Source organism: Enterobacter sp. C6 (genome assembly GCF_008122455.1).
Classification (GTDB): Bacteria; Pseudomonadota; Gammaproteobacteria; order Enterobacterales; family Enterobacteriaceae; genus Enterobacter; species Enterobacter pseudoroggenkampii.
In genome coordinates this window covers 40,198-65,523 of record NZ_QPFW01000237.1, presented here as the reverse complement: position 1 = coordinate 65,523, position 25,326 = coordinate 40,198, and the positions used below count along the sequence as shown (strand labels likewise).

Sequence of the window (25,326 nt, the reverse complement as noted above, 5' to 3'; positions counted from 1 at the left end):
GGTGTTGATCTTGATCTCTTTAACGGTACCGGCGAACGGCGCTGGCACTTCCATAGAGGCTTTGTCGCCTTCTACGGTGATCAGTGACTGCTCGGCCGCAACGGTGTCGCCCACTTTCACCAGGATTTCAGTGACTTCAACTTCGTCACCGCCGATGTCAGGCACGTTCACTTCTTTCGCGCTCGCGGCAGCGGCTGGAGCAGCGGCGGCCGGAGCGGCTTTCTTCTCTTCCTGCGCAGGTGCAGCTGCTGCTGCACCGTCGGCGGAATCGAAAATCATGATCAGTTTGCCAGTCTCGGTTTTATCGCCAACAGAGACTTTGATCTCTTTAACGATGCCAGCCTGAGGAGACGGGACTTCCATAGAGGCTTTGTCGCCTTCTACGGTGATCAGCGACTGTTCAGCTTCAACTTTGTCGCCAACTTTGACCAGGATCTCGGTGATTTCAACTTCATCAGCCCCGATGTCCGGTACATTGATTTCGATAGCCATTATTCTTTTACCTCTTACGCCAGACGCGGGTTAACTTTTTCTGCATCGATGTTGAATTTGGTGATTGCGTCTGCAACCACTTTCTTATCGATTTCGCCACGTTTAGCCAGTTCGCCCAGTGCTGCTACAACCACGTAAGAAGCATCAACTTCGAAGTGGTGACGCAGGTTTTCGCGGCTGTCAGAACGACCGAAGCCGTCAGTACCCAGAACGCGATAATCATCAGCTGGAACGTAAGTACGAACCTGCTCAGCGAACAGTTTCATATAGTCAGTAGACGCCACCGCTGGCGCGTCGTTCATCACCTGAGCGATGTACGGAACGCGTGGGGTTTCCATTGGGTGCAGCATGTTCCAGCGCTCACAATCCTGGCCATCACGCGCCAGCTCAGTGAAGGAGGTAACAGAGTACACATCGGAACCGACACCGTAGTCTTTCGCCAGGATCTGCGCTGCTTCACGTACGTGACGCAGGATAGAACCGGAGCCCAGCAGCTGAACTTTACCTTTGCTACCTTCAATGGTTTCGAGTTTGTAGATACCTTTACGGATACCTTCCTCGGCACCTGCTGGCATTGCCGGCATGTGGTAGTTTTCGTTCAGGGTGGTGATGTAGTAGTAAATGTTCTCCTGCGCTTCACCGTACATGCGCTGCAGACCGTCATGCATGATGACTGCCACTTCGTACGCGTAAGACGGGTCGTAAGAGATACAGTTAGGGATAGTCAGAGACTGAATGTGGCTGTGGCCATCTTCGTGCTGCAGACCTTCACCGTTCAGGGTCGTACGACCGGAAGTACCACCTACCAGGAAGCCGCGAGCCTGCTGGTCGCCTGCCTGCCAGCACAGGTCACCGATACGCTGGAACCCGAACATAGAGTAGTAAATGTAGAACGGGATCATCGGCAGGTTGTTGGTGCTGTAAGAAGTCGCAGCTGCCAGCCAGGATGCGCCTGCGCCCAGCTCGTTGATACCTTCCTGCAGGATCTGACCTTTCTCGTCTTCTTTGTAGTATGCAACCTGCTCACGGTCCTGCGGGGTGTACTGCTGGCCGTTCGGGCTGTAGATACCGATCTGACGGAACAGACCTTCCATACCGAAAGTACGCGCTTCGTCGGCGATGATTGGAACCAGACGATCTTTGATCGACTTGTTCTTCAGCATCACGTTCAGGGCACGAACGAAAGCGATAGTGGTAGAGATCTCTTTGTTCTGCTCTTCCAGCAGCTGAGAGAAGTCTTCCAGCGCTGGCAGTTCCAGCTTCTCGGTGAAGTTTGGCTGACGAGCTGGCAGGTAGCCTTTCAGCGCCTGACGACGTTCGTGCAGGTACTTGTGCTCTTCAGACCCTTCCGGGAAGGTGATGTAAGACAGGTTTTCTACCTGCTCATCGGTCACTGGAACGTTGAAACGGTCGCGGATATAACGCACGCCGTCCATGTTCATTTTCTTAACCTGGTGAGCGATGTTTTTACCTTCTGCGGTATCACCCATGCCGTAACCTTTGATGGTATGGGCCAGGATTACAGTCGCTTTACCTTTGGTTTCACGCGCTTTTTTCAGTGCAGCGTAGACTTTCTTCGGATCGTGACCACCGCGGTTCAGAGCCCAGATCTGCTCATCAGTCCAGTCTGCAACCAGGGCTGCGGTTTCAGGGTATTTGCCGAAGAAGTGCTCACGAACGTAGGCACCGTCTTTGGATTTGAAGGTCTGGTAGTCACCGTCAACGGTTTCGTTCATCAGCTGGATCAGTTTACCGCTGGTGTCTTTACGCAGCAGCTCATCCCAACGACCGCCCCACATAACTTTGATCACGTTCCAGCCAGCACCCGCGAAGATGCCTTCCAGTTCGTTGATGATCTTGCCGTTGCCGGTTACCGGACCATCCAGACGCTGCAGGTTACAGTTGATGATGAAGCACAGGTTGTCCAGCTTCTCACGGGTAGCGATGGTGATCGCACCTTTAGATTCTGGCTCATCCATTTCGCCGTCGCCCAGGAAGGCGTAAACGGTCTGCTCAGAGGTGTCTTTCAGACCACGGTGTTCCAGATACTTCAGGAATTTAGCCTGGTAGATCGCACCGATTGGGCCCAGGCCCATAGATACGGTCGGGAACTGCCAGAATTCAGGCATCAGTTTAGGGTGCGGGTAAGAAGACAGACCTTTACCGTGAACTTCCTGACGGAAGTTGTTCATCTGCTCTTCAGTCAGACGACCTTCCAGGAAGGCACGTGCATAGATGCCCGGAGAGATGTGGCCCTGGAAGTACACCAGGTCGCCGCCGTCTTTCTCGTTCGCTGCACGGAAGAAGTGGTTGAAGCACACTTCGTAAACGGTCGCAGAAGACTGGAAGGACGCCATGTGGCCACCCAGCTCCAGGTCTTTCTTGGAGGCGCGCAGAACGGTCATGATGGCGTTCCAGCGGATTGCAGAACGGATACGACGTTCCAGATCCAGATTGCCCGGGTATTCCGGTTCGTCTTCGACGGCAATCGTGTTTACGTAGTTGCTAGCCCCTGCACCTGAAGCAACCTTCACACCGCCTTTGCGGGCTTCAGAAAGCAGCTGATCAATCAGATACTGAGCGCGCTCAACACCTTCTTCACGGATGACCGATTCGATCGCCTGTAGCCAGTCGCGAGTTTCGATCGGATCCACGTCATTTTGGAGACGTTCTGACATGGGGGTATTCCTTATCTATCTAATACGTTGATTTGTCTGGAACCTGTCCCATTGTGCTCTTGGGCAAGAACACAATAAGACAGGTTCTGCGTTTAGTTGCCGCGCTCTAAAAGTACCTGGCGCTTAATCCTTTCGTTGCTGTATGCGGCGTAATGAACGTTCGCGTCGCGATTGTTCACGGCTGCGGTCCAGCAAGATTTCCTCAATGAAAGCCAGATGGCGGTGCGACGCTTCACGCGCCTGCTCCGGTTCCCCGGCCATTATCGCCTCGAATATTCGGGTGCGATGGTTGCTTACCAGTGGGAGCATCTCCCGACGGGCATACAACAATTCAAAATTCTGACGAACGTTCTGGGCCAGCATCGGCTCCATGCAGCGTAGCAGATGGAGGAGCACCACATTGTGTGCCGCTTCGGTGACGGCGATTTGATACTGGACGACGGCGCTGGACTCGGCGTCTAAATCGCCGGACTGCTGTGCCCGTTCAATGGCCTGATGCAGTTCGCGGATACGCACGCGATCTTCATCAGTGCTGCGAAGGGCGGCGTAATAGGCCGCAATCCCTTCAAGCGCGTGACGGGTCTCAAGCAGGTCAAACTGGGATTCTGGGTGGTCAGAGAGAAGTTCTACCAGCGGATCGCTGAAGCTCTGCCACAGGCTGTTTTGCACAAAGGTTCCGCCGCCCTGGCGACGAAGCAGCAAGCCCTTTGCTTCGAGACGTTGAATCGCCTCACGCAGAGAGGGACGTGAAACGTCGAACTGTTTTGCCAGCTCGCGTTCTGGTGGAAGTTTCTCACCCGGGCGCAGAGTCCCTTCGAGGATTAAAAACTCCAGCTGCTGCTCAATCACATCAGATAGTTTTGGTTGGCGAATTTTGCTGTAGGCCATATTCCCTGTCTTACGCCTTTTTGCCCGGAGTCAATTGGTCTTACCAATTTCTATTTCGTATCGCTAAAGTAACAAAGTATTCACCTTCTGTCCATATTGGTTTTGATTGAAATCAGTAAACCCTGCACATTTTAACAACCTTACAGAAATAACGTTTCAGAAATGTAACTTTGCACAAATGAGTTGATTACTCCTAAAGAGGGAGTTTTAACCATAATGAAACGAGGGTTTTTGCAATCTGAAGCGATTCAACAAGGCAAATAATGAAAATTCGCCCACTTACGGCGCATTTCTATTCTATAGGTTGGGTTAGGAACAACGAGCGAGCCGATTTACAAATGCTTTCTTTTTATTCAAGTCGTCATCATCCCTTCATAAAGCAGGTGCATTCGCAGTCGCTTACCACTATTCTTGCGCTTACGGAAGTCATCTCCGCTTTTTTCGGTCTCGTTAACCGTAAAGAAATAAATACAGAATATGGATTTTCATAATTACACACGCACAGCGTGAACATAACAACCACACACGAGGTTTCAAATGGAAGCTCAACAGCACGGCGATCAGCTAAAGCGCGGGCTTAAAAACCGCCATATTCAGCTCATCGCACTGGGCGGTGCGATAGGTACCGGCCTGTTTCTGGGCAGCGCATCCGTTATCCAGTCTGCCGGTCCGGGTATTATTTTGGGTTACGCGATTGCGGGTTTCATTGCTTTTCTGATCATGCGCCAGCTGGGCGAAATGGTCGTTGAAGAGCCGGTCGCAGGCTCCTTCAGCCACTTTGCCTATAAATACTGGGGCAGCTTTGCCGGTTTCGCCTCAGGCTGGAACTACTGGGTGCTGTACGTTCTGGTTGCCATGGCTGAGCTTACCGCCGTCGGGAAATACATTCAGTTCTGGTATCCCGAAATCCCAACCTGGGCTTCTGCTGCGGCCTTCTTCGTCATTATCAACGCCATTAACCTGACCAACGTTAAAGTGTTCGGTGAGATGGAGTTCTGGTTCGCCATCATCAAAGTCATTGCCGTGGTGGCGATGATTATCTTTGGCGGCTGGCTGCTGTTCAGCGGCAACGGCGGACCGCAGGCCACCGTGCGCAACCTCTGGGAACAGGGTGGCTTCCTGCCTCACGGCATGACCGGTCTGGTGATGATGATGGCCATCATTATGTTCTCCTTTGGCGGTCTGGAGCTGGTGGGTATAACCGCCGCTGAAGCCGACAACCCGGAGCAGAGCATTCCAAAAGCCACTAACCAGGTTATCTACCGCATTCTGATCTTCTATGTGGGCTCGCTGGCCGTGCTGCTCTCCCTGCTGCCATGGACGCGCGTCACCGCTGACACCAGCCCGTTTGTGCTGATCTTCCACGAGCTGGGCGACACCTTTGTCGCCAACGCCCTGAACATCGTGGTGCTGACCGCAGCGCTCTCCGTATACAACAGCTGCGTATACTGCAACAGCCGTATGCTGTTCGGCCTCGCCCAGCAGGGCAACGCGCCGAAGATGCTGCTTAACGTTGATAAACGCGGCGTACCGGTGAATACCATCATTGTTTCCGCCATCGTGACCGCCCTGTGCGTGCTCATTAACTACATGGCACCAGAATCGGCGTTTGGCCTGCTGATGGCGCTGGTGGTCTCTGCCCTGGTCATCAACTGGGCGATGATCAGCCTGGCACACATCAAGTTCCGCCGCGCGAAACAGCAGCAGGGCGTCACCACGCGCTTCCCTGCCCTGCTCTATCCGCTGGGTAACTGGATCTGCCTGCTGTTTATGGCGGCCGTGCTGGTGATCATGCTGATCACGCCGGGTATGGCGATTTCCGTCTACCTGATTCCGGTCTGGATTGCGATCCTGGGCGTGGGCTATCTCTTCAGTCAGAAAAGCCGTAATGCCATGAAGGCACACTAAGCCTCTCTCCGCGGTACCTGCTTTTGCGGGTGCCGCGCGTTGTTACCTCCCTCACACTTTCACGCCCACAGCGCATTTATCCATATCACCGCCCTGATACTGCAACGCATATATCCCTTTGCCAGCGAATAATTCTCTCCATACCGTAAACCGGAGAGCTGTCGATGGATAACAACACACTGTCAGTAAAAGAAAAGATCGGCTATGGGATGGGCGACGCCGGATGCAACATTATCTTTGGCGCCATCATGTTGTTTGTTAATTATTTTTATACGGATATTTTTGGCCTCGCGCCTGCGCTGGTCGGCGTGCTGCTGCTGTCCGTCCGCGTAATTGACGCCGTAACGGACCCGATCATGGGCGCGATTGCCGACCGTACCCGCAGTAAATATGGCCGGTTTCGTCCATGGCTGCTGTGGATCGCCTTCCCCTACGCGCTGTTCAGCATCCTGATGTTCACCACGCCGGAGTGGAGCTATAACAGCAAAGTTATCTATGCGTTTGTCACCTACTTCCTGCTCTCTTTGACCTATACGGCAATCAACATCCCCTACTGCTCCTTAGGAGGGGTAATCACCAACGATCCAAAAGAACGCGTGGCCTGCCAGTCGTATCGCTTCGTGCTGGTCGGCATCGCCACGCTGCTGCTCTCATTAACGCTGCTGCCGATGGCCGACTGGTTTGGCGGGGATAACAAAGCCAAAGGCTACCAGATGGCGATGACCGTGCTGGCGCTGATTGGCACCTGCATGTTCCTGTTCTGCTTCGCCACCGTGCGCGAGCGCGTGCGCCCGGCGGTACAGACCAACGACGAGTTGAAAAACGATTTGAAAGACGTGTGGAAGAACGACCAGTGGGTACGCATTCTGCTGCTGACGCTCTGCAACGTCTGCCCGGGCTTTATCCGTATGGCGGCCACCATGTATTACGTCACCTGGGTGATGGGCCAGAGCACCCACTTCGCTACGCTGTTTATCAGCCTGGGCGTGGTCGGCATGATGCTCGGCAGCGTGCTGGCAAAAGTGCTGACCGACCGCTGGTGTAAGCTGAAGGTCTTCTTCTGGACCAACATCGTGCTGGCGATTTTCTCCTGCGCCTTCTACTTCTTCGACCCGAAAGCCACCGTCACCATTGTGGTGCTCTACTTCCTGCTGAACATCCTGCACCAGATCCCGTCTCCGCTGCACTGGTCGCTGATGGCCGACGTGGACGACTACGGCGAGTGGAAGACCGGGAAGCGCATTACCGGCATCAGCTTCTCCGGCAACATCTTCTTCCTCAAGCTGGGGCTGGCGATTGCCGGGGCGATGGTCGGCTTCCTGCTCTCCTGGTACGGCTATGACGCGGGCGCAAAAGCGCAGAGCGCGGACGCCATCAACGGGATCGTCCTGCTGTTTACCGTCATTCCCGGCATTGGATACTTAATCACCGCGGGCGTGGTACGTCTGCTGAAGGTGGACCGTGAAACGATGAAACGCATTCAGGAAGACCTGGAAAAACGCCGCACCAACTACCGTGAACTGAACGACTATCAGGAACTGAAAGCCGCAGAGACAAAATAAGGAGAGCCAAATGCATCAGTGGCCAAACCCGTTTATCGAACAACGTGCCGACCCGTACATTTTACGCCATGAGGGGCAGTACTATTTTATCGCCTCCGTGCCGCAGTATGACAGGCTGGCGATCCGCCGCGCACAGTCTCTGGAAGGCTTACGTCATGCTGAAGAAGTGGTGGTCTGGCGCAAACCCGAGACCGGCCCGATGAGCCAGCTCATTTGGGCACCTGAACTGCACCACATTGACGGGAAGTGGTACATCTACTTTGCCGCGACGCACACCCAGGCGCTCGACGCGCTCGGGATGTTCCAGCACCGCATGTTTGCCATTGAATGTACCGACAGCGATCCGCTTACCGGCACGTGGGTGGAAAAAGGGCAAATCAAAACCCCGTTCGATACCTTTGCTCTGGACGCTACCACCTTTGTACATCAGGGGAAACGCTGGTATCTGTGGGCGCAAAAAGCGCCGGATATCACCGGGAACTCCAACCTTTACCTGTGCGAAATGGCGAACCCGTGGACGCTAAAAGGCGAGCCGGTGATGCTCAGCAAGCCGGAGTATGACTGGGAGTGTCGCGGATTTTGGGTTAACGAAGGCCCGGCGGTGCTGGTTCACGGCGATAAGCTGTTTATCAGCTATTCCGCCAGCGCCACCGACGAGAACTACTGCATGGGGCTACTGTGGATAGACCTGAATGCCGATCCGAAAAACCCGGCAAACTGGCACAAATCCCCGCGTCCGGTGTTCGTTACCAGCTATGAAAACCGCCAGTTCGGCCCGGGACACAACAGCTTTACGCAAACGCAGGAAGGGGAAGACGTGCTGGTGTATCACGCGCGTAATTACACCGAAATTGAGGACGATCCGCTGTACGATCCGAACCGCCACACCCGCCTGAAGCTCGTCCGCTGGAATGAAAACGGGATGCCTGATTTCGGCATCCCGCCCGCGGATACGCTGTAGTCTTTGCGGCGCGCTGGCTTACACCAGCGTGCCGTAAATCGTCAGCAGTGCCACGATCACCACCACCACAAACGACGTTTTCTTCGCCATGGAGACAGCGGCTTTCGGTGTTTCAATCTTGTCGGTATGCGGCTCACGCGCCAGCGAGAACTGCGCCAGACGCGTTAACACCTGATACTGCGAAGTATGGCGGTCAGCCAGCGAAGCAAACCACGCGGGCAGCGCTTTCTCACCATGACCAATTAACGCATACACCACGCCCACCAGACGAACCGGGAGCCAGTCGAGCACGTGCAGGATGGCATCGATGCCGGACAGCAAACGTTCATGCGGCGTCAGATAACGGGCAAGCCAGGTCTGCCAGGCGCGCAGGAACGCATACCCCATCAGCAGTACCGGCCCCCACGGGCCGCCCACCACGAACCAGAACAGCGGTGCCAGGTAGTAGCGGAAGTTAATCCACAGCAGCGCGTTCTGCAGCTCGCGCAGAAATTCGCGCTCGTCGCAGTCCGGCGGCACGCCGTGGATCATCGTCAGCTCGCTCGCCATAGCACCGCGCGCATGGGCATCATCGCGGGAGGCGGCTTTCAGGTAAGCGTGATAGTGCAAACGCACCTTGCCCGCACCAATGCACAGCACCCCAAGCAGGATCCACACCACCAGCAGCGGCACGTTGAAAAAGAGTCCGTGCAGCGAGCGCAGGAGCAGGAATGTAATCACCATCACGCCCGCCATCATCAGCAGGGTGCGCAGCATGGAAAAGTGCTTAATCCGGCGGAAAAACACCTCCAGCCGGTGATCCAGATGCCAGTGCTCGCCGAGCTTGAACAGGCGTTCAGCGATGATAACCAGCAGCATGGTAAACAACGTCATGGTATCTCCTTATTCTGACGACGCGGTGAGCATGGCGCGAAACCGGGGCCAGTCAAAGGCCGGGCCGGGATCGGTTTTTCTCTCCGGGGCAATATCACTGTGCCCCGTGATATTGTCGGCGATAGCCGGGTAGAGTCCGATAAGCGTGCGGGTCACGGCCGCTAGCTGTTGATACTGTGAATCGGTATAAGGCGTCGTATCCGTGCCTTCCAGTTCGATCCCGATAGAAAAATCGTTGCACCGTTCGCGCCCGTGATACATCGACACCCCGGCATGCCAGGCGCGCTTATCAAAGGGAACATACTGAACCACTTCACCATCGCGACGAATCAGGCAGTGAGCCGATACGCGCAGATGCGCAATTTCAGCAAAAAAGGGATGAGCATCGGGATCAATCGTTCCCGTGAATAACGCATCGATCCACGGGCCGCCAAATTCACCCGGCGGGAGACTAATATTATGAACCACCAGCAGTGTGGGCTTTTCATCCTCCGGGCGGCAATCGTGGTGCGGCGAGGGCACATGCCGCGCATCCACCAGCCATCCGTTTTCTAACAACATGCTGGAACTCCTTCTGTATGGTGCAATGACTCGGTTCAGAGTAGCATGTTTCAATATTATGATTCGTTACCAATTTGGAGTTTTATCATGCCGCCTCGCCGCTACAACCCCGACCACCGACGTGAAGCGCTTCTGGAACGTATTAATATGGATATTCCGGCAAGCGTCTCCCATGCTTTGAAAGAAGATCTGGGCGGTGACGTTAATGCTGAAAAGGATATTACCGCACAATTATTGCCAAAAGAGACGCGCTCCCACGCGGTCATCATCACCCGTGAAGACGGTGTTTTTTGCGGTAAGCGTTGGGTTGAAGAGGTCTTTACTCAACTGGCAGGCGACGATGTGCAGGTAACATGGCACGTGGAAGACGGCGATGCAGTCAAGGCCAACCAGCCGCTGTTCGAGCTGGACGGACCTTCCCGCGTCTTGCTGACCGGCGAACGTACCGCGCTCAATTTTGTACAAACGCTCTCTGGCGTTGCCAGCGAAGTGCGTCGCTACGTTGACCTGCTGGCCGGTACCCGCACTCAGCTGCTGGATACCCGCAAAACGCTGCCGGGCCTGCGCACCGCGCTGAAATATGCGGTGCTCTGCGGCGGGGGCGCAAACCATCGTCTGGGCCTGTCCGACGCCTTCCTGATTAAAGAGAACCACATTATTGCCTCTGGCTCCGTGCGTCAGGCGGTGGAGAAAGCCTTCTGGCTGCACCCGGATGTGCCGGTTGAAGTGGAAGTGGAAAACCTGGACGAGCTGGAGCAGGCGATTAAGGCCGGGGCCGATATCATCATGCTCGATAACTTCGAAACAGAGCAGATGCGCGAGGCGGTAAAACTGACAAACGGCCGGGCTCAGCTTGAAGTATCCGGGAACGTCACTTTCGAAACGATCCGTGAATTCGCCGAAACCGGCGTGGATTACATCTCCGTCGGTGCGCTAACCAAACACGTTCGCGCTCTCGACCTCTCAATGCGCTTTAAATAACGCATTCTCCCCTCTCCACCCGGAGAGGGGAATTTCTGCCCCGCTCGCAGATCCGCTGTTCTTCCCTGCAATACTGAATAAATTCTCTGAAGCCCCCTTCCCGTTCCCTTTTTTGCCCCTCGTTTCTGTTCTTTCCCGCTGACAAAGTAGCGCCACTTTGCATAAGGAGCAGATATGGACAGACAACAAGGCTTCACACTCATTGAGCTGATGGTGGTCATTGGCATTATTGCGATTCTGAGCGCCATCGGCGTCCCCGCCTATCAGAATTACCTGCGCAAGGCGGCGCTGACCGATATGCTGCAAACCTTCGTTCCCTACCGCACCGCCATCGAGCTTTGCGCGCTGGATCACGGTGGTGTGGAAAGCTGCGATGCCGGCAGCAACGGCATCCCTTCCCCCACCACGACACGCTACGTTTCAGGAATGAGCGTAGCGAAAGGGGTCGTGACCTTAACAGGACAGGAGAGTCTTAACGGGCTGACGGTAACCATGACGCCACGGTGGAGCGACGGCAACGGTATGACGGGCTGGACGCGTGACTGCAGCATCAGTGCTGACAGCGCCCTGAAGCAGGCCTGCGAAGACGTTTTCCGCTTCGACAATAACTGAGGAGCGGAAAATGAATACCGATCAACTCGTGGCGCTTTGCCTGCGCCATCACGCTCTGCTGCTCAACAGCGACAGTGACATGGTCAGCATCGCCGTTGTAGGCAACCCCGCGGCTGAACTGATGGAGGCGCTGCGTTTCGCCACCCAGAAACGAATTGATATTGAGTGCTGGAGCGCTGAGCGCATGGAAAAACAGCGACAGCTAACGTCACAATCCCATCTGCCCGTTGTTTCGCTAACGCACTCAACGGTAGATATCCTCAACCACACGCTGCAGCAGGCAATCAACCAGCGCGCCTCTGATATTCATATCGAACCGATGGAGCACGCGTGCCAGATCCGTTTACGCATCGACGGGGTTCTTTGCCCCCAGCCTCCGCTTTCCGCCTCGCTGGCAAGCCAGTTCAGCGCGCGTTTAAAAGTGCTGGGTAACCTGGATATTGCAGAGCGTCGTTTGCCACAGGACGGTCAGTTTACGATTGAGCTGGCGAACGCGCCGGTCTCGTTTCGGATCGCGACGCTTCCCTGCAGCGGCGGCGAGAAAATTGTGCTGCGTCTCCTGCATCAGGTTCAGCAGGCCCTTGAGCCAAAAGCGCTTGGCATGAGTGCTGAACAACTGGCCTGTTTTAATGAGGCCCTCCAACAGCCGCAGGGGCTAATTCTGGTTACCGGCCCTACCGGCAGCGGCAAAACCGTGACGCTGTATAGCGCGCTGCAGGCGCGTAACACCCCTGACGTCAACATCTGTAGCGTGGAGGATCCCATTGAAATCCCCCTTGCGGGATTAAACCAGACGCAGATTAATCCCCGGGCGGGTTTAACATTCCAGAGCGTGCTGCGGGCGCTGCTACGCCAGGATCCAGACATCATTATGGTCGGCGAAATTCGTGACGGTGAAACGGCAGGGATTGCCATTAATGCTGCCCAGACCGGGCACCTGGTGCTATCAACGCTGCACACCAACTCGACGACGGAAGCCCTGACTCGCCTGGAGCAGATGGGCGTGGCGCGCTGGATGATATCTTCCGCGCTGTCGATGGTGATTGCCCAGCGGCTGGTCCGGCGTCTGTGCCGGCACTGTTGCCGGGAAGCCAGCGAGCATGCTGAATTACCGCGCGCCGTATGGTCCAGACCGCTTCCACGCTGGCAGCCCATCGGCTGTGAGCGTTGTTATCACGGTTTTTATGGCCGCGTGGCCATTTTTGAGGTACTCGCGATCGACAATGCCCTGCGGCAGGCCATTGCCAGCGGGGCGGGAACAGAAGTGATAGAGGCGAGCGCCCGGCAGGCGGGAATGATTTCTCTTTTTGAGCACGGCTGCATGGCCGTCGAACAGGGGATGACCACGATCGAAGAGCTGGTGCGCGTCCTGGGCATGCCGGATGGCTGCTAATCAGCTCTGGCGCTGGCGAGCGCTCACCCTGGAAGGAGAACCCCGAAGCGGGACTCTCTGGGCCACAGACCGCAATGCCGCCTTCACCCGGCTGATGCACAGCGGCCTCCATCCTCTGACGCTGACCCGATGCGCTCAGAGACACCGCTGGCGGCCACACCACTGCTACGAGATGTTTCGCCAGCTCGCAACGCTTCTGCAGGCCGGGCTGACATTGTCCCACAGCCTGCAGATGCTGGCAGAACAACATCCGTTAAAACCGTGGCAGGCGCTGCTGCAAAGCATTGCCGATGAGCTTAGTGAGGGAGCTCCCTTTTCTGAGTCGCTAAAAAAGTGGCCAGCCGTTTTTAGCCCACTGCATGTCTCGATGGTGAAAACCGGTGAGCTCACAGGGAAGCTGGAGGAGTGCTGTCGCCAGCTCGCGCAGCAGCAAAAAGCGCAGCAGCAGCTCAGTGCGAAAGTGAAAAAGGCGCTGCGCTACCCGGCGATCGTCCTGACGCTGGCTGTAGTGGTTGTGCTGGCGATGGTCACCCTGGTCCTGCCCGAGTTTGCCGCGATCTACAAAACGTTTAGCACTCCGCTTCCGCTGCTGACGCAAATGGTCATGGGGATGGCCGCATTTATGCGGTTATATGCCCTTGCGTTGTTCGCCGCGTTACTCGCGCCCTTAGCCACCGCCTGGACTCTGCGGCAGAACCCTCGCTGGCAGCGCATCCTGATGCTCACTCCCGTGTGCGGCGCACTGGCAAAAGGTCAAAAACTGGGACATATCTTTACCGTGCTGTCACTCACGCAACAGGCGGGCATCCCCTTTTTACAGGGCCTGGCGAGTGCAGAGGAAACTGTTGAGAGCCGGTACTGGCAGGGAATACTTCGCGGCGTGCGAGAGGACATTGAAAAAGGCCTCCCCGTCTGGTCATCCTTTCAGAAAGCGGCCATCTTTACCCCGCTGTGCATTCAGCTTTTACGAACCGGCGAAATGTCAGGTGCGCTGGACATCATGCTGGCAAACCTCGCCCGACATCACACGGAACAGACCTTTCAACGGGCAGATAGCCTGGCGGCACTTCTCGAGCCAGTGCTTCTGATTGTGACGGGGGTCATTATCGGTACGCTGGTGGTGGCAATGTACCTGCCGATTTTCCATCTGGGGGATGCGATGAGCGCGGGTTAGCGCAAAACAGTGCTGGCGCATGGGCATGCGCCAGCGAAAACCATTACAGGCTATTGAATACGCGGTTTTCCTGTTCCTGAACGCGAATAAACGTTGTACGTTTCGTCAGCTCTTTCAGGCGGGATGCCCCAACGTAGGTGCAGGCCGAGCGCAGGCCGCCGAGGATATCGCGCGCGGTGTATTCAACCGGGCCGCGCAGAGGCAGCTTCACGGTTTTGCCTTCTGCCGCACGGTATTTTGCCACGCCACCGACGTGACGGGTCATCGCGGATTCAGAGCTCATGCCGTAGAACAGCATAAATTTCTCGCCGTTCTCTTCAACCACGGTACCACCGCTCTCTTCGTGGCCTGCCAGCATACCGCCGAGCATCACGAAGTCCGCACCGCCACCGAAGGCTTTCGCAACATCACCCGGCATGGTGCAACCGCCGTCGCTGATGATCTGGCCGCCGAGCCCGTGCGCCGCGTCGGCACATTCAATGACGGCGGAGAGCTGCGGATAACCGACGCCGGTTTTGACGCGTGTGGTGCATACGGAGCCCGGGCCAATACCTACTTTCACGATATCTGCACCGGAAAGGATCAGCTCTTCACACATTTCACCGGTCACCACGTTGCCCGCGATGATGGTTTTCGTCGGCCAGGCCTCGCGCGCCTTGCTGACGAACTGCACGAAGTGCTCGGAGTAACCATTCGCCACATCAATGCAAACGAAGTTGAGTGCCGGGTTAGCCTTCAGGATCTGTTTGGTCTTCTCGAAATCCGCATCGGAGGTGCCGGTAGAGACCATCACATGCTTCACCACATCAGCAGACGCGGACGCAACAAACGCATTCCACTCTTCAGGGCTGTAATGTTTGTGCACGGCGGTGAGAATGTCGAACTGTGCCAGGGCGGTGGCCATCTCAAAGGTTCCCACAGTATCCATGTTGGCAGCGATGATCGGCACGCCAGACCAGGTCTGACCGGAATGCTTAAAGGTGAATTGACGTTCGAGTTCAACGTCTGAGCGACTTTTCAGTGTAGAGCGTTTAGGGCGGATAAGAACGTCTTTGAAACCTAACTTCAGATCTTCTTCGATACGCATGTGCGGATTCCTGGGGTTAGAGGCAAATATGTTAAAAGCACAACTCCAGTGACGTTATCATACGCACTAATACCTGCTCCGCAAGACTGCGAAATTCTCTTTTTTTACGCTACAATCCTATAAATTTACCTGGTAAAAAGCCGGTAAACGGGGCTAAACAGTGGCTGGCGCACGTAAGAATTTTAATCAACTGATTTTAAAAATGAATAATTCCCAGGATTTGATTTAATGGGGTATATCGTCGCATTAACTGGCGGCATCGGTAGTGGTAAAAGTACCGTTGCGGACGCTTTCTCTCGTTTGGGTATCACGATTATCGATGCCGATATCATTGCCCGCCAGGTGGTAGAGCCCAATACACCCGCGCTAAAGGCCATCGCAGAACATTTTGGTCAGGCCATCATCAATGCCGATGGCACACTGAATCGCCGTCAGCTTCGCGAATGCATTTTTTCCGATTCCGCGGAAAAAGCCTGGCTTAATAGCCTTCTCCACCCCATCATCCACCTGGAAACTCAGCGTCAGATCGCTGCGGCCCGCTCGCCCTATGTCTTATGGGTGGTTCCGCTACTGGTTGAAAATCAGCTGCAGAAGAAAGCCGATCGGGTGCTGGTGATTGATGTCTCTCCCGAAACGCAAATCCAGAGAACCATGACGCGCGACCATGTCTCGCGGGAGCATGCTGAACACATTCTTGCCGCTCAGGCTACGCGCGCTCAGCGCCTTGCCGTGGCGGATGATGTCATTGATAATAACGGCGCACCAGATGCCATTGCATCGGATGTTGCCCGTCTGCACGCGCAGTATCTGACGTTTGCCGCGCAGGCCGTTGCACAGGAAAAACCATAATGTCGACACACATCCTTTTTGAGCATCCGCTCAACGAAAAAATGCGCACCTGGCTGCGCATCGAATTCCTCATTCAGCAGCTTTCACAACATCTGCCGGTTAACGATCACGCTACGGCGCTGCACTTCTTCCGCAACGTAGGCGATCTGCTGGATGTGATTGAACGCGGCGATGTCCGCACAGAATTACTCAAAGAGCTGGAGCGCCAGCAGCGTAAATTACAGGCATGGGCTGAGGTTCCGGGGGTGGATGTAAGCCGTATCGATTCCCTTCGTCAGCAGCTTAAAACCAGCAGCAGCATCCTGATGGCCGCGCCGCGCGTCGGGCAGTTTTTGCGTGAAGACCGCCTGATTGGCCTGGTCCGCCAGCGTCTGAGCATCCCTGGCGGCTGCTGTAGCTTCGACCTGCCGACGCTGCATATGTGGCTACATATGCCACAGGCGCAGCGTGACGCGCAGGTGAACAGCTGGCTGGCAAGCCTGGAGCCGATGCACCAGACGCTGTCGCTGATCCTCGATCTGATTCGTAACTCTGCACCGTTCCGCAAGCAAACCAGCCTGAATGGTTTCTTCCAGGATAACGGTGATGATGCCGATCTTCTGCGTCTCAATCTGTCTCTTGGCGAACAGCTTTACCCACAGATTTCCGGGCATAAGAGCCGCTTTGCGATTCGCTTTATGCCGCTGGACAGTGAAAATGGCACCGTGCCGGAACGTCTCGATTTTGAACTGGCCTGTTGTTAAGGAGTGCCGATGTCTGATGTCACCACCGTAAACTGCCCTACCTGTGGCAAAACCGTTGTCTGGGGCGAAGTGAGTCCGTTCCGCCCATTCTGCTGCAAACGCTGCCAGCTTATTGACCTGGGCGAATGGGCGGCGGAAGAGAAACGCATTCCGAGTAAAGGCGATCTCTCCGACAGCGACGACTGGAGTGAAACCCAGCAGTAATCTGTAAAGCCTGCTGGCGCGTCGCTCAGCAGGCCTACGGTTGTGCGACTAACCGCAGGATCACAGGTTCATTAGCTGGCGGGAATTTTTCGGCATCACTTGCCTGAAGCGCCACCCAGTTACCCGGCTGCCCCTCTTTTCCCCAGGGTTCACCTTCCCAGTTTTCCACTAGCCAGAACCACAGCGTGATGTGCCTGTCCGGAAACTGGTACTCAAGCTTATCAAACAGCGTAGCGCCAAGCGGAGTGATCCCCACCTCTTCCTGAAGTTCCCGAACCAGCGCCTCTTCCGGTGTTTCACCTGACTCGATTTTACCGCCCGGAAACTCCCACTTGTTCGCCATATGGGCGTCGGCAGCACGCTGGGTGATGAAGATTTGGTTTTGCGGGTTGCGAATAATCCCGACGGCAATTTGCAGTATTTTCATATTGTTACTTCCATAAAAAAGGCGCAGATGTCTGCGCCTTTTTGTTTTTTATGAACTTAGCTCAGACGGCCGTGGCACGCCTTGTACTTTTTACCGGAACCACACGGGCACGGATCGTTACGACCCACTTTACGATCGCCGGTCTGCGCGGCGATCGCCGCTGCGGCTTCGCTGTCGTCGGTCTGATGACTCAGCTGTTGCATTTGTGCCAGACGCTCGGCTTCTTCACGACGCTGCTGCTCCATCGCTTCCACTTCTTCCGGCATACGCACCTGAACCTTGCTCAGGGTGCTGATCACTTCGTACTTCAGTGACTCCAGCATAGACGCAAACATGGAGAAGGATTCACGCTTGTATTCCTGCTTCGGATCTTTCTGCGCATAGCCACGCAGGTGGATACCCTGACGCAGGTAGTCCATCGCCGCCAGGTGCTCTTTCCACAGGGAGTCCAGAGTCTGCAGCATCACGCCTTTTTCGAAGTGACGCATCATTTCAGCGCCAACAACCTCTTCCTTACGCTTGTAAACGTCCAGCGCGGTTTCAAAGATACGTTCACGCAGGGTCTCTTCGTGCAGCTCAGGCTCTTTGTCCAGCCACTCTTTGATTGGCAGTTCGAGGTCAAAGTCATTTTTCAGACGTTCCTGCAGGCCTTCAATATCCCACATCTCTTCCAGAGACTGCGGTGGAATATGCGCGTCGATGGTGGCTTTGAACACATCTTCACGAATGCTGTTGATGGTTTCGCTCACATCGGACACGTCCAGCAGTTCGTTACGCTGGGTGTAGATCGCACGGCGCTGATCGTTAGCCACGTCATCATATTCCAGCAGCTGCTTACGAATATCGAAGTTACGGCTTTCCACTTTGCGCTGTGCGTTAGCGATCGCTTTGGTGACCCACGGGTGCTCAATAGCTTCGCCAGGTTTCATCCCCAGCTTACGCATCATGCCGGACACGCGGTCGGAGGCAAAAATACGCATCAGCGCATCTTCCATAGACAGGTAGAACCGGGATGAACCGGCATCACCCTGACGACCCGCACGACCACGCAGCTGGTTATCGATACGACGGGATTCATGACGTTCTGTACCGATGATGTGCAGACCGCCGGACGCCAGAACGGCGTCATGACGAACCTGCCAGTCGGCTTTGATCTGGGCAATCTGTTCTGGCGTTGGGTTTTCCAGCTCCGCCACTTCAGCCTGCCAGCTACCGCCCAGCATAATGTCGGTACCACGACCCGCCATGTTGGTGGCGATGGTTACGGCAGCCGGATAACCCGCCTGCGCAACGATGTCCGCTTCTTTGGCGTGGAATTTGGCGTTAAGAACGTTGTGTTGGATACCCGCTTTCGTCAGCTCGTGCGAAACCACTTCGGATTTCTCGATGGAGATGGTCCCCACCAGAACCGGCTGGCCATTGGCAGTACGGTCGCGAATATCTTCGATGATCGCCTGAATTTTTTCCGCTTCGGTCATGTACACCAGGTCCGGCATATCCTTACGGATCATCGGACGGTTGGTTGGAACGACCACGGTATCCAGCTTGTAGATAGAGCTGAATTCAAACGCTTCGGTATCGGCAGTACCGGTCATCCCCGCCAGCTTCTCGTACAGACGGAAGTAGTTCTGGAAGGTGATAGACGCCAGCGTCTGGTTTTCATTCTGAATATCCACGCCTTCTTTGGCTTCCACAGCCTGGTGCAGACCGTCAGACCAGCGACGTCCCTGCATGGTACGGCCGGTGTGCTCATCGACGATGATCACTTCGCCGTCTTTTACGATGTAGTCGACGTCGCGGGTGAACAGCGCGTGGGCACGCAGCGCGGCGGTCACGTGGTGCATCAGCATAATGTTGCTCGGGGAGTACAGAGACTCGCCCTCTTCCATAATGCCTTCAGCGACCAGCAGCTCTTCAATTTTCACCAGACCACGTTCGGTCAGGTTCACCTGGCGCGCTTTTTCATCAACGGAGAAGTGGCCTTCACCCTGGAAGGTATCCGAGTCCTCTTTCTCCTGACGCAGCAGGTGTGGAATGATTTTGTCGACCTTACGGTACATCTCGGAGCTGTCTTCAGCCGGGCCGGAGATGATAAGCGGAGTACGCGCTTCATCGATCAGGATGGAGTCCACCTCATCCACCAGCGCATAGTGCAGTTTACGCTGTACGCGTTCTTCCGGGCTGAACGCCATGTTGTCACGCAGGTAGTCGAAGCCGTATTCGTTGTTGGTGCCGTAGGTGATGTCCGCGTTATACGCTTCACGCTTGGCTGGCGCAGGCAGGCCGGACATGTTGATGCCGACGGTCATACCGAGGAATTCGAACAGTGGACGGTTGTTTTCGGCGTCACGCTGCGCCAGATAGTCGTTGACGGTTACCACGTGAACGCCTTTACCGGTCAGCGCGTTCAGGTAAGCCGGCAGCGTTGCGGTCAGGGTTTTACCTTCACCGGTACGCATTTCCGCGATGCAGCGCTCGTTAAGCACCATACCGCCCAGCAGCTGAACGTCGAAGTGACGCATGCCGAATACGCGCTTACTCGCTTCACGCACAACAGCAAACGCTTCCGGGATCAGGCTTTCTAAGGTTTCGCCTTTTTCCAGACGCGCACGGAATTCCGCCGTTTTCGCTTTCAGCTCATCATCAGAGAGCTTCTCCATCGCCGGTTCCATACCGTTGATGACGGCAACAGCTTTGCGCATACGGCGCAGGGTACGATCGTTACGACTACCAAAAACTTTAGTTAACAATTTGATTAGCATAATAAATTCTCAAACGCCCCATCGTGGGCAGATAAATTAAGGTATTGAAAAAGTTAATTTAGCTGAGGCGTTGCGGCCCGGCACGAATGCCGTGAGTCTGGCTAATCCAGGTTGAAACAGAGAATGAGACAGGCGGAACGAGCGCGAGCTGCGTCGTCTGGCGAACCATAACCGGCGGCTGGCTGTCCTGCGTGAGCAGCGCGTTGAGCGTGTCCAGCAGCGCAAGATGCTGTGCCTGCACCGGAAGCGTCTCTTCCGCAACAGGCATGGCCTGTGGTGCCATCGCGAAGGAGAGATGACGGATAACCGTGCGGATAGCGTGCTGGTGCCAGTAATCAACGGAGAAATTCGGGCGGCGGCTGGCTTCAAGCCACGCGAGGTTTGTAAAGTTAACCCGCGTGTTGAGATCGTGTTTGGTGGTAGAGGTTTTCGCGGGCGTCGCCGCTTCGGCACTGTTGCTGAGCGCAGGCAAGCCGAAACTCGCCGCGACCATCCCTAATAAGAGATGCGGCCAGAAGTAACGTCTGCCAAATTGTCGCCAGCGCGTCAGTATTCCGCTCACCTGCTCCACCCAATAAGCCAGCCTTGCAGAGGCTGAGTTCAGTTATTCTTTTTAGCGCCCAGATAGTACCACTAAAGCTAATGTACATCAGCAGGAATGAGGTGCCGCCGCGGGGAAAAACGGTCAAGAATGCAGCTAACGCACACATTTTCTGCGTAAGACAAACGAGAGATAACGCCGGGGCAAACGAAGAAGGATAAAAATAAAAACGACTGGTCTTCCTGGTCGGAGAGAGTACCAGGTTAACCAGTCGATTTTTTTACGAAACGGTTTGAACCGTTACGCCAGAACCATGCTTGGTGCTTTGAAAGCCAGCGGCAGTTCAGCTTCGTCTTCGAAGGTCACATATTCCCAGGCTTCCTGTTTTGCCAGGACGGCCTGCAACAGTTTGTTGTTCAGCGCATGACCGGATTTGAACGCGGTAAATGCACCAATGATGTTGTGACCACACATGAACAGGTCGCCGATAGCATCCAGCATTTTGTGACGAACGAATTCATCTTCGAAACGCAGGCCGTCTTCGTTCAGTACGCGATAATCGTCAACAACGATGGCACAATCGAAGCTGCCGCCCAGGCACAGGCCGCGGGACTGCAGATATTCGATATCACGCATGAAGCCAAATGTACGGGCTCGGCTGATCTGGCGCATAAACGCATCAGCAGAGAAGTTCATCGCATAGCGTTGGGTGCTGGAGTCAATCGCCGGATGGTTAAAGTCGATGGTAAAGTCCAACGAGAAACCATTGTACGGTTTGAATTCAGCCCACTTGTCGCCATCTTCGACGCGAACGGTCTCTTTGATGCGTACAAATTTCTTCGCGCAGTTCAGTTCTTCGATGCCGGCATCCAGCAACAGATAGACGAACGGTGCAGCACTGCCATCCATAATCGGGATTTCTGGCGCATCGACTTCAACAATAATGTTGTCGATACCCAGACCCGCCAGGGCGGCGTTCAGGTGCTCTACGGTAGAAATCCGCACGTCATGCTCGTTCACCAGACAAGTACAGAGCATAGTATCACGCACAGATTTGGCATCGGCCGGAAAATCTACCGGTGGATTCAAGTCGGTGCGACGATAGATGACCCCGGTATTGGCCGGCGCAGGGCGTAACGTCAGCGTGACTTTCTTGCCGGTATGTAAACCGACACCAGTCGCCTGAACGATACGTTTAAGTGTCCTTTGTTTGATCATCGTATAATCTCGCCAAATTAACTATCCAACCGAGAGTGTATATCACTAACGGTGGGCCAGTTTAGCACAAAGAGCGCAAATCCCCTAATTCCAGCCAATTCTTAGTCAGCTTGCTTACGCAGGAACGCCGGGATATCCAGATAATCTGGCTCTTTCGCCGTTTGCGGCGTTGGGTCATTCACCACTTTCGCGGCCGGTTTCTGCTCCTGAGTCAGAGGAGACATACCGTGCTGCTGGTAACGATCCATTACCGGTTGCTGAGTCTGCTTGTTGGTCACTAAGGTGATCTCAGGACGTTTGTCCATACCGATACCGGTCGCAACAACGGTAACACGCAGCTCGTCGTTCATTTCAGGGTCAAGGGAAGTACCGATTACCACGGTAGCGTTGTCAGAGGCGAACGCACGGATAGTGTTACCCACGGTTTCGAACTCATCCAGACGCAGGTCGAAGCCAGCGGTAATGTTGACCAGCACGCCGCGCGCACCAGACAGATCGATATCTTCCAGCAGTGGAGAAGAGATAGCCATTTCAGCCGCTTCTTCTGCACGGTCTTCACCGCTCGCCACGCCAGAGCCCATCATCGCGTAGCCCATTTCGGACATCACGGTGCGAACGTCTGCAAAGTCAACGTTCATCAGGCCAGGACGGGTAATCAGTTCAGCGATACCCTGAACCGCACCTTTCAGCACGTCGTTTGCTGCACCGAATGCGTCCAGCAGGGAGATACCGCGACCCAGAACTTTCAACAGCTTATCGTTCGGGATGGTGATCAGCGAGTCCACATGCTTGGACAGCTCGGTGATACCCTGCTCCGCGAACGCCATACGCTTCTTGCCTTCAAAGTTGAAAGGCTTGGTCACGACAGCAACGGTCAGGATACCTAAATCTTTTGCCACTTCAGCCACAACAGGTGCTGCGCCGGTACCGGTACCGCCACCCATACCTGCTGCGATGAAGACCATGTCCGCACCTTCCAGTGCAGCGCGCAGGGCTTCACGATCTTCTTCAGCCGCATTGCGACCCACTTCCGGGTTAGCCCCTGCTCCCAGCCCTTTGGTGATACCACCGCCGATCTGGATAGTCTGGCCTACAGCCGTTTTACGCAGTGCCTGTGCATCGGTGTTAACTGCGAAGAACTCAACACCCTCAATGCGTTCACGCACCATATGCTCTACGGCGTTACCGCCGCCGCCACCGACGCCGATGACTTTAATCACCGCGTCGTTGGTCAGTTCCATAGGTTCAAACATAATTTCTCTCTCCGTTGTGCCTGTCGCCCGAGACCGCTAATTCTCTCCGGTCTCTTAAAAAAATTAAAACTCTTTTCGCAACCAGTTGTTCAGTCGTTTGACCCACGACCCCACTGAGACGCGTTTTTCCACTTCTGCTTCACCACTGAGATGAGATTCCTTCCCGTAGTGGAGCAGGCCCACGGCCGTTGAATAATACGGCTCCTGAGCATAATCCGTTAAACCGGTGATATTCAGCGGCGCACCAATACGCACCTGCGTATGGAACACGCGCTGTGCACAGGCCGCAAGACCTTCAATTTGCGCTGCGCCGCCGGTTAATACAATCCCCGCCGCAAGATGATGTTTAACGCCCTGCTGACGAAGCTGTTCCTGTAACTGTAAAATCTCTTCGTTGACCAGGTTGAGCAGCTCGGTATAGCGCGGCTCAATCACCTCTGCCAACGTCTGGCGCTGCAGGCTGCGCGGTGGACGACCACCAACGCTCGGCACTTCAACGCTCTCATCTTTGCCAACAATAGACCCCAGCGCACAGCCGTGGCGCACTTTAATCGCTTCTGCATCGCTCGGCGGCGTACCAAAAGCGTAAGCAATATCGCTGGTCACGACGTTCCCTGCGTACGGGATCACTTTGGTGTGGCGCAACGCACCGCCGGTATATACGGCAATATCCATTGTACCACCACCAATATCGACCACACAGACACCCAGTTCACGTTCATCTTCGGTCAGCACGGAATAACTTGCCGCCAGACCCGCGAAAATAAGTTGGTCAACTTTCAGGCCACAACGTTCAACGGCTTTTACAATGTTCTTCGCCATATCGTTGTGACATGTGATCAGGTGCACTTTTGCCTGCATACGTACGCCAGAAAGACCGACCGGGTTCTTGATCCCTTCCTGGTAGTCAATCGCATATTCCTGCGGGATGACATGCAGCACGCGATGCTCATCGCGGACGCGCACGGACTTCGCCGTGTGCACGACGTTTTCAACGTCTTCCTGCGTGACTTCTTCCTCAGAAATCGGCACCATACCAATTTCGTTCTGGCAGCTAATGTGCTTACCAGAAAGGGCCAGATAGACAGAAGAAATCTGGCAATCTGCCATCAATTCAGCCTGATCGATGGCGCGCTGAACGCATTTCACCACCGATTCAAGATCGTTTACCCCACCTTTATCCATACCACGGGACGGGCAACTGCCTACGCCAATGATATTGACCATACCGTCGGGCAGAACTTCCCCTACTAAAGCGGCAACCTTCGCGGTGCCAATCTCCAGTCCAACTACCAGTTTTCTGTCCGTCGCCTTGATCATTGTTGTTCTGCCTGTACCTGTGCCTGATTCTGTTGCTGATTAGGTTCCTCGACCGGAGCCGGTACCCAACCGACTGCTGCGCCTGAGTCATAGCGCAAATCAACGTAGCTTATCCGTTTGCCGTCAGTCTGTGCCTGCTGCTGTAAAACCGGGTAAAGTTCGACAAAACGCGCCAGACGCTTCATTGTGTCTCCGCGTCCCAGGTTGAGCTTAATGCCGTTCGTTAACGTCAGTTGCCAGGAACGGCGCGCCGTCATGGCAGCATCTTTTAACGTAAACCTGTCCTTCGCCAGCACCTGACCCATTTCGCGAAAACCCTGTAACACTTCGTTTTCGCTGCCTTCAGGGCCATACAACATCGGTAAATTTTGCTTGTTGACACGATCGGTCGGGACGCTGAAGGAATTTCCGTCTACGTCAACCATGTGCTGATCATTCCAACGCGCAATGGGCACATATTCAACCAGATGAATCTTCAATTCATCAGGCCATTGCTTTCTTACGCTCGCCTGTTTTATCCATGGCAGACGTTCTATCTGGCTCTGGATAATATTGACGTCCTGCGTCATAAAGGTGCCAGGCGAGCCCAGCGCCAGTATTGACTGACGAATATCGTCGTTACGCGTGTAGTGGCGCTCGCCGGTGACCACCAGCTTAGAGAGCGGCAACCGCTGCGCATCTTCCATCCAGCCCAGGACCATCCAGCCGCTGATAAACACAGTGCACAACACCCCGAGCAGGAAAATGATGCCTGCAAGACGCGTTCCATTACTGCGGCGTGAAGAGGTGTATTCGTCCTCGTCATCGCGGTTGCGCGTGTTCAATGCAGCCTGAGACAT

23 protein-coding genes are annotated in these 25,326 nt (G+C 55.0%); 10 read left to right on the top strand and 13 right to left on the bottom strand.

Features of this window, described 5'->3' with window-relative positions:
• The 3 genes from DOU50_RS16885 to pdhR all read right to left on the bottom strand — a co-directional run.
• On the bottom strand, positions 1-492 hold a 492-nt coding region (locus DOU50_RS16885; protein ID WP_322742064.1), incomplete at its 3' end, for a biotin/lipoyl-containing protein.
• 14 nt (positions 493-506) lie between these two features.
• The gene (gene aceE / locus DOU50_RS16880; RefSeq protein ID WP_024907478.1) at positions 507-3,170 is read right to left on the bottom strand and encodes a pyruvate dehydrogenase (acetyl-transferring), homodimeric type; all 2,664 of its coding nucleotides are present in this window, start codon (positions 3,168-3,170) and stop codon (positions 507-509) included.
• A gap of 123 nt (positions 3,171-3,293) precedes the next feature.
• The gene (gene pdhR / locus DOU50_RS16875) at positions 3,294-4,058 is read right to left on the bottom strand and encodes a pyruvate dehydrogenase complex transcriptional repressor PdhR (RefSeq protein ID WP_014882565.1); all 765 of its coding nucleotides are present in this window, start codon (positions 4,056-4,058) and stop codon (positions 3,294-3,296) included.
• Positions 4,059-4,595: 537 nt separating this feature from the next.
• Here pdhR and aroP point away from each other — a divergent pair.
• The 3 genes from aroP (at position 4,596) to DOU50_RS16855 (ending at position 8,489) form a co-directional block, all read left to right on the top strand.
• Positions 4,596-5,966, top strand: a complete 1,371-nt coding sequence (gene aroP, locus DOU50_RS16865) for an aromatic amino acid transporter AroP (RefSeq protein WP_024907477.1) — start codon at positions 4,596-4,598, stop codon at positions 5,964-5,966.
• A 164-nt stretch (positions 5,967-6,130) separates the two neighbouring features.
• The gene (locus tag DOU50_RS16860; protein WP_148769776.1) at positions 6,131-7,528 is read left to right on the top strand and encodes a glycoside-pentoside-hexuronide (GPH):cation symporter; all 1,398 of its coding nucleotides are present in this window, start codon (positions 6,131-6,133) and stop codon (positions 7,526-7,528) included.
• A gap of 10 nt (positions 7,529-7,538) precedes the next feature.
• Positions 7,539-8,489 (top strand): family 43 glycosylhydrolase, encoded by a 951-nt coding sequence (locus tag DOU50_RS16855; protein ID WP_048989637.1) that lies wholly within the window; start codon positions 7,539-7,541, stop codon positions 8,487-8,489.
• A gap of 18 nt (positions 8,490-8,507) precedes the next feature.
• Here DOU50_RS16855 and ampE read toward each other — a convergent pair whose 3' ends face one another.
• Positions 8,508-9,362: a beta-lactamase regulator AmpE gene (ampE, locus tag DOU50_RS16850; RefSeq protein ID WP_048989638.1), complete on the bottom strand. Its 855-nt coding sequence runs from the start codon at positions 9,360-9,362 to the stop codon at positions 8,508-8,510.
• Between the two features lie 9 nt (positions 9,363-9,371).
• A complete protein-coding gene (ampD, locus tag DOU50_RS16845) occupies positions 9,372-9,923 on the bottom strand; it encodes a 1,6-anhydro-N-acetylmuramyl-L-alanine amidase AmpD (protein WP_024907473.1) in 552 nt (183 codons plus the stop codon).
• An 87-nt stretch (positions 9,924-10,010) separates the two neighbouring features.
• Here ampD and nadC point away from each other — a divergent pair, with 87 nt between their 5' ends.
• From nadC to hofC, 4 genes are all read left to right on the top strand, one after another.
• A complete protein-coding gene (nadC, locus tag DOU50_RS16840; RefSeq protein ID WP_024907472.1) occupies positions 10,011-10,904 on the top strand; it encodes a carboxylating nicotinate-nucleotide diphosphorylase in 894 nt (297 codons plus the stop codon).
• 174 nt (positions 10,905-11,078) lie between these two features.
• Positions 11,079-11,516 (top strand): prepilin peptidase-dependent pilin, encoded by a 438-nt coding sequence (ppdD, locus tag DOU50_RS16835; RefSeq protein ID WP_024907471.1) that lies wholly within the window; start codon positions 11,079-11,081, stop codon positions 11,514-11,516.
• A gap of 10 nt (positions 11,517-11,526) precedes the next feature.
• Positions 11,527-12,909, top strand: coding sequence for a type II secretion system protein GspE (gspE, locus tag DOU50_RS16830; RefSeq protein WP_148769775.1), 1,383 nt, complete (start codon positions 11,527-11,529; stop codon positions 12,907-12,909).
• Entirely contained in the window at positions 12,899-14,083 is a 1,185-nt protein-coding gene (gene hofC, locus DOU50_RS16825) for a protein transport protein HofC (protein ID WP_148769774.1), read from the top strand. The genes gspE and hofC overlap by 11 nt, the downstream gene beginning before the upstream one ends.
• 43 nt (positions 14,084-14,126) lie before the next feature.
• Here the strand turns inward: hofC and DOU50_RS16820 are convergent, their stop codons facing one another.
• Positions 14,127-15,170, bottom strand: coding sequence for a GMP reductase (locus DOU50_RS16820; RefSeq protein ID WP_024907468.1), 1,044 nt, complete (start codon positions 15,168-15,170; stop codon positions 14,127-14,129).
• A 228-nt stretch (positions 15,171-15,398) separates the two neighbouring features.
• Here DOU50_RS16820 and coaE point away from each other — a divergent pair, with 228 nt between their 5' ends.
• Genes coaE through yacG form a run of 3 tightly spaced genes read left to right on the top strand, consistent with a single transcriptional unit; the run spans position 15,399 to position 16,966 of the window.
• Positions 15,399-16,019 carry a dephospho-CoA kinase gene (coaE, locus tag DOU50_RS16815; protein WP_048989643.1) on the top strand — a complete coding sequence of 207 codons (621 nt, stop codon included), beginning with the start codon at positions 15,399-15,401 and terminating at the stop codon, positions 16,017-16,019.
• Positions 16,019-16,762 (top strand): cell division protein ZapD, encoded by a 744-nt coding sequence (zapD, locus tag DOU50_RS16810; protein ID WP_024907466.1) that lies wholly within the window; start codon positions 16,019-16,021, stop codon positions 16,760-16,762. The genes coaE and zapD overlap by 1 nt, the downstream gene beginning before the upstream one ends.
• 9 nt (positions 16,763-16,771) lie before the next feature.
• Positions 16,772-16,966 carry a DNA gyrase inhibitor YacG gene (gene yacG / locus DOU50_RS16805; protein ID WP_024907465.1) on the top strand — a complete coding sequence of 65 codons (195 nt, stop codon included), beginning with the start codon at positions 16,772-16,774 and terminating at the stop codon, positions 16,964-16,966.
• A gap of 34 nt (positions 16,967-17,000) precedes the next feature.
• Here the strand turns inward: yacG and mutT are convergent, their stop codons facing one another.
• The 7 genes from mutT to ftsQ all read right to left on the bottom strand — a co-directional run bounded on the left by mutT (position 17,001) and on the right by ftsQ (position 25,326).
• Positions 17,001-17,393: an 8-oxo-dGTP diphosphatase MutT gene (gene mutT, locus DOU50_RS16800; protein ID WP_024907464.1), complete on the bottom strand. Its 393-nt coding sequence runs from the start codon at positions 17,391-17,393 to the stop codon at positions 17,001-17,003.
• Between the two features lie 56 nt (positions 17,394-17,449).
• The gene (secA, locus tag DOU50_RS16795; protein ID WP_024907463.1) at positions 17,450-20,155 is read right to left on the bottom strand and encodes a preprotein translocase subunit SecA; all 2,706 of its coding nucleotides are present in this window, start codon (positions 20,153-20,155) and stop codon (positions 17,450-17,452) included.
• Positions 20,156-20,213: 58 nt separating this feature from the next.
• On the bottom strand, positions 20,214-20,717 hold the full coding sequence (secM, locus tag DOU50_RS16790; RefSeq protein ID WP_073961640.1) for a secA translation cis-regulator SecM: 504 nt from the start codon (positions 20,715-20,717) through the stop codon (positions 20,214-20,216).
• A gap of 279 nt (positions 20,718-20,996) precedes the next feature.
• Positions 20,997-21,914, bottom strand: a complete 918-nt coding sequence (gene lpxC, locus DOU50_RS16785; RefSeq protein WP_008501977.1) for a UDP-3-O-acyl-N-acetylglucosamine deacetylase — start codon at positions 21,912-21,914, stop codon at positions 20,997-20,999.
• 101 nt (positions 21,915-22,015) lie between these two features.
• On the bottom strand, positions 22,016-23,167 hold the full coding sequence (gene ftsZ, locus DOU50_RS16780; RefSeq protein ID WP_008501978.1) for a cell division protein FtsZ: 1,152 nt from the start codon (positions 23,165-23,167) through the stop codon (positions 22,016-22,018).
• Positions 23,168-23,230: 63 nt separating this feature from the next.
• Positions 23,231-24,487: a cell division protein FtsA gene (gene ftsA / locus DOU50_RS16775; protein ID WP_023334508.1), complete on the bottom strand. Its 1,257-nt coding sequence runs from the start codon at positions 24,485-24,487 to the stop codon at positions 23,231-23,233.
• The gene (gene ftsQ / locus DOU50_RS16770) at positions 24,484-25,326 is read right to left on the bottom strand and encodes a cell division protein FtsQ (protein WP_024907461.1); all 843 of its coding nucleotides are present in this window, start codon (positions 25,324-25,326) and stop codon (positions 24,484-24,486) included. The genes ftsA and ftsQ overlap by 4 nt, the downstream gene beginning before the upstream one ends.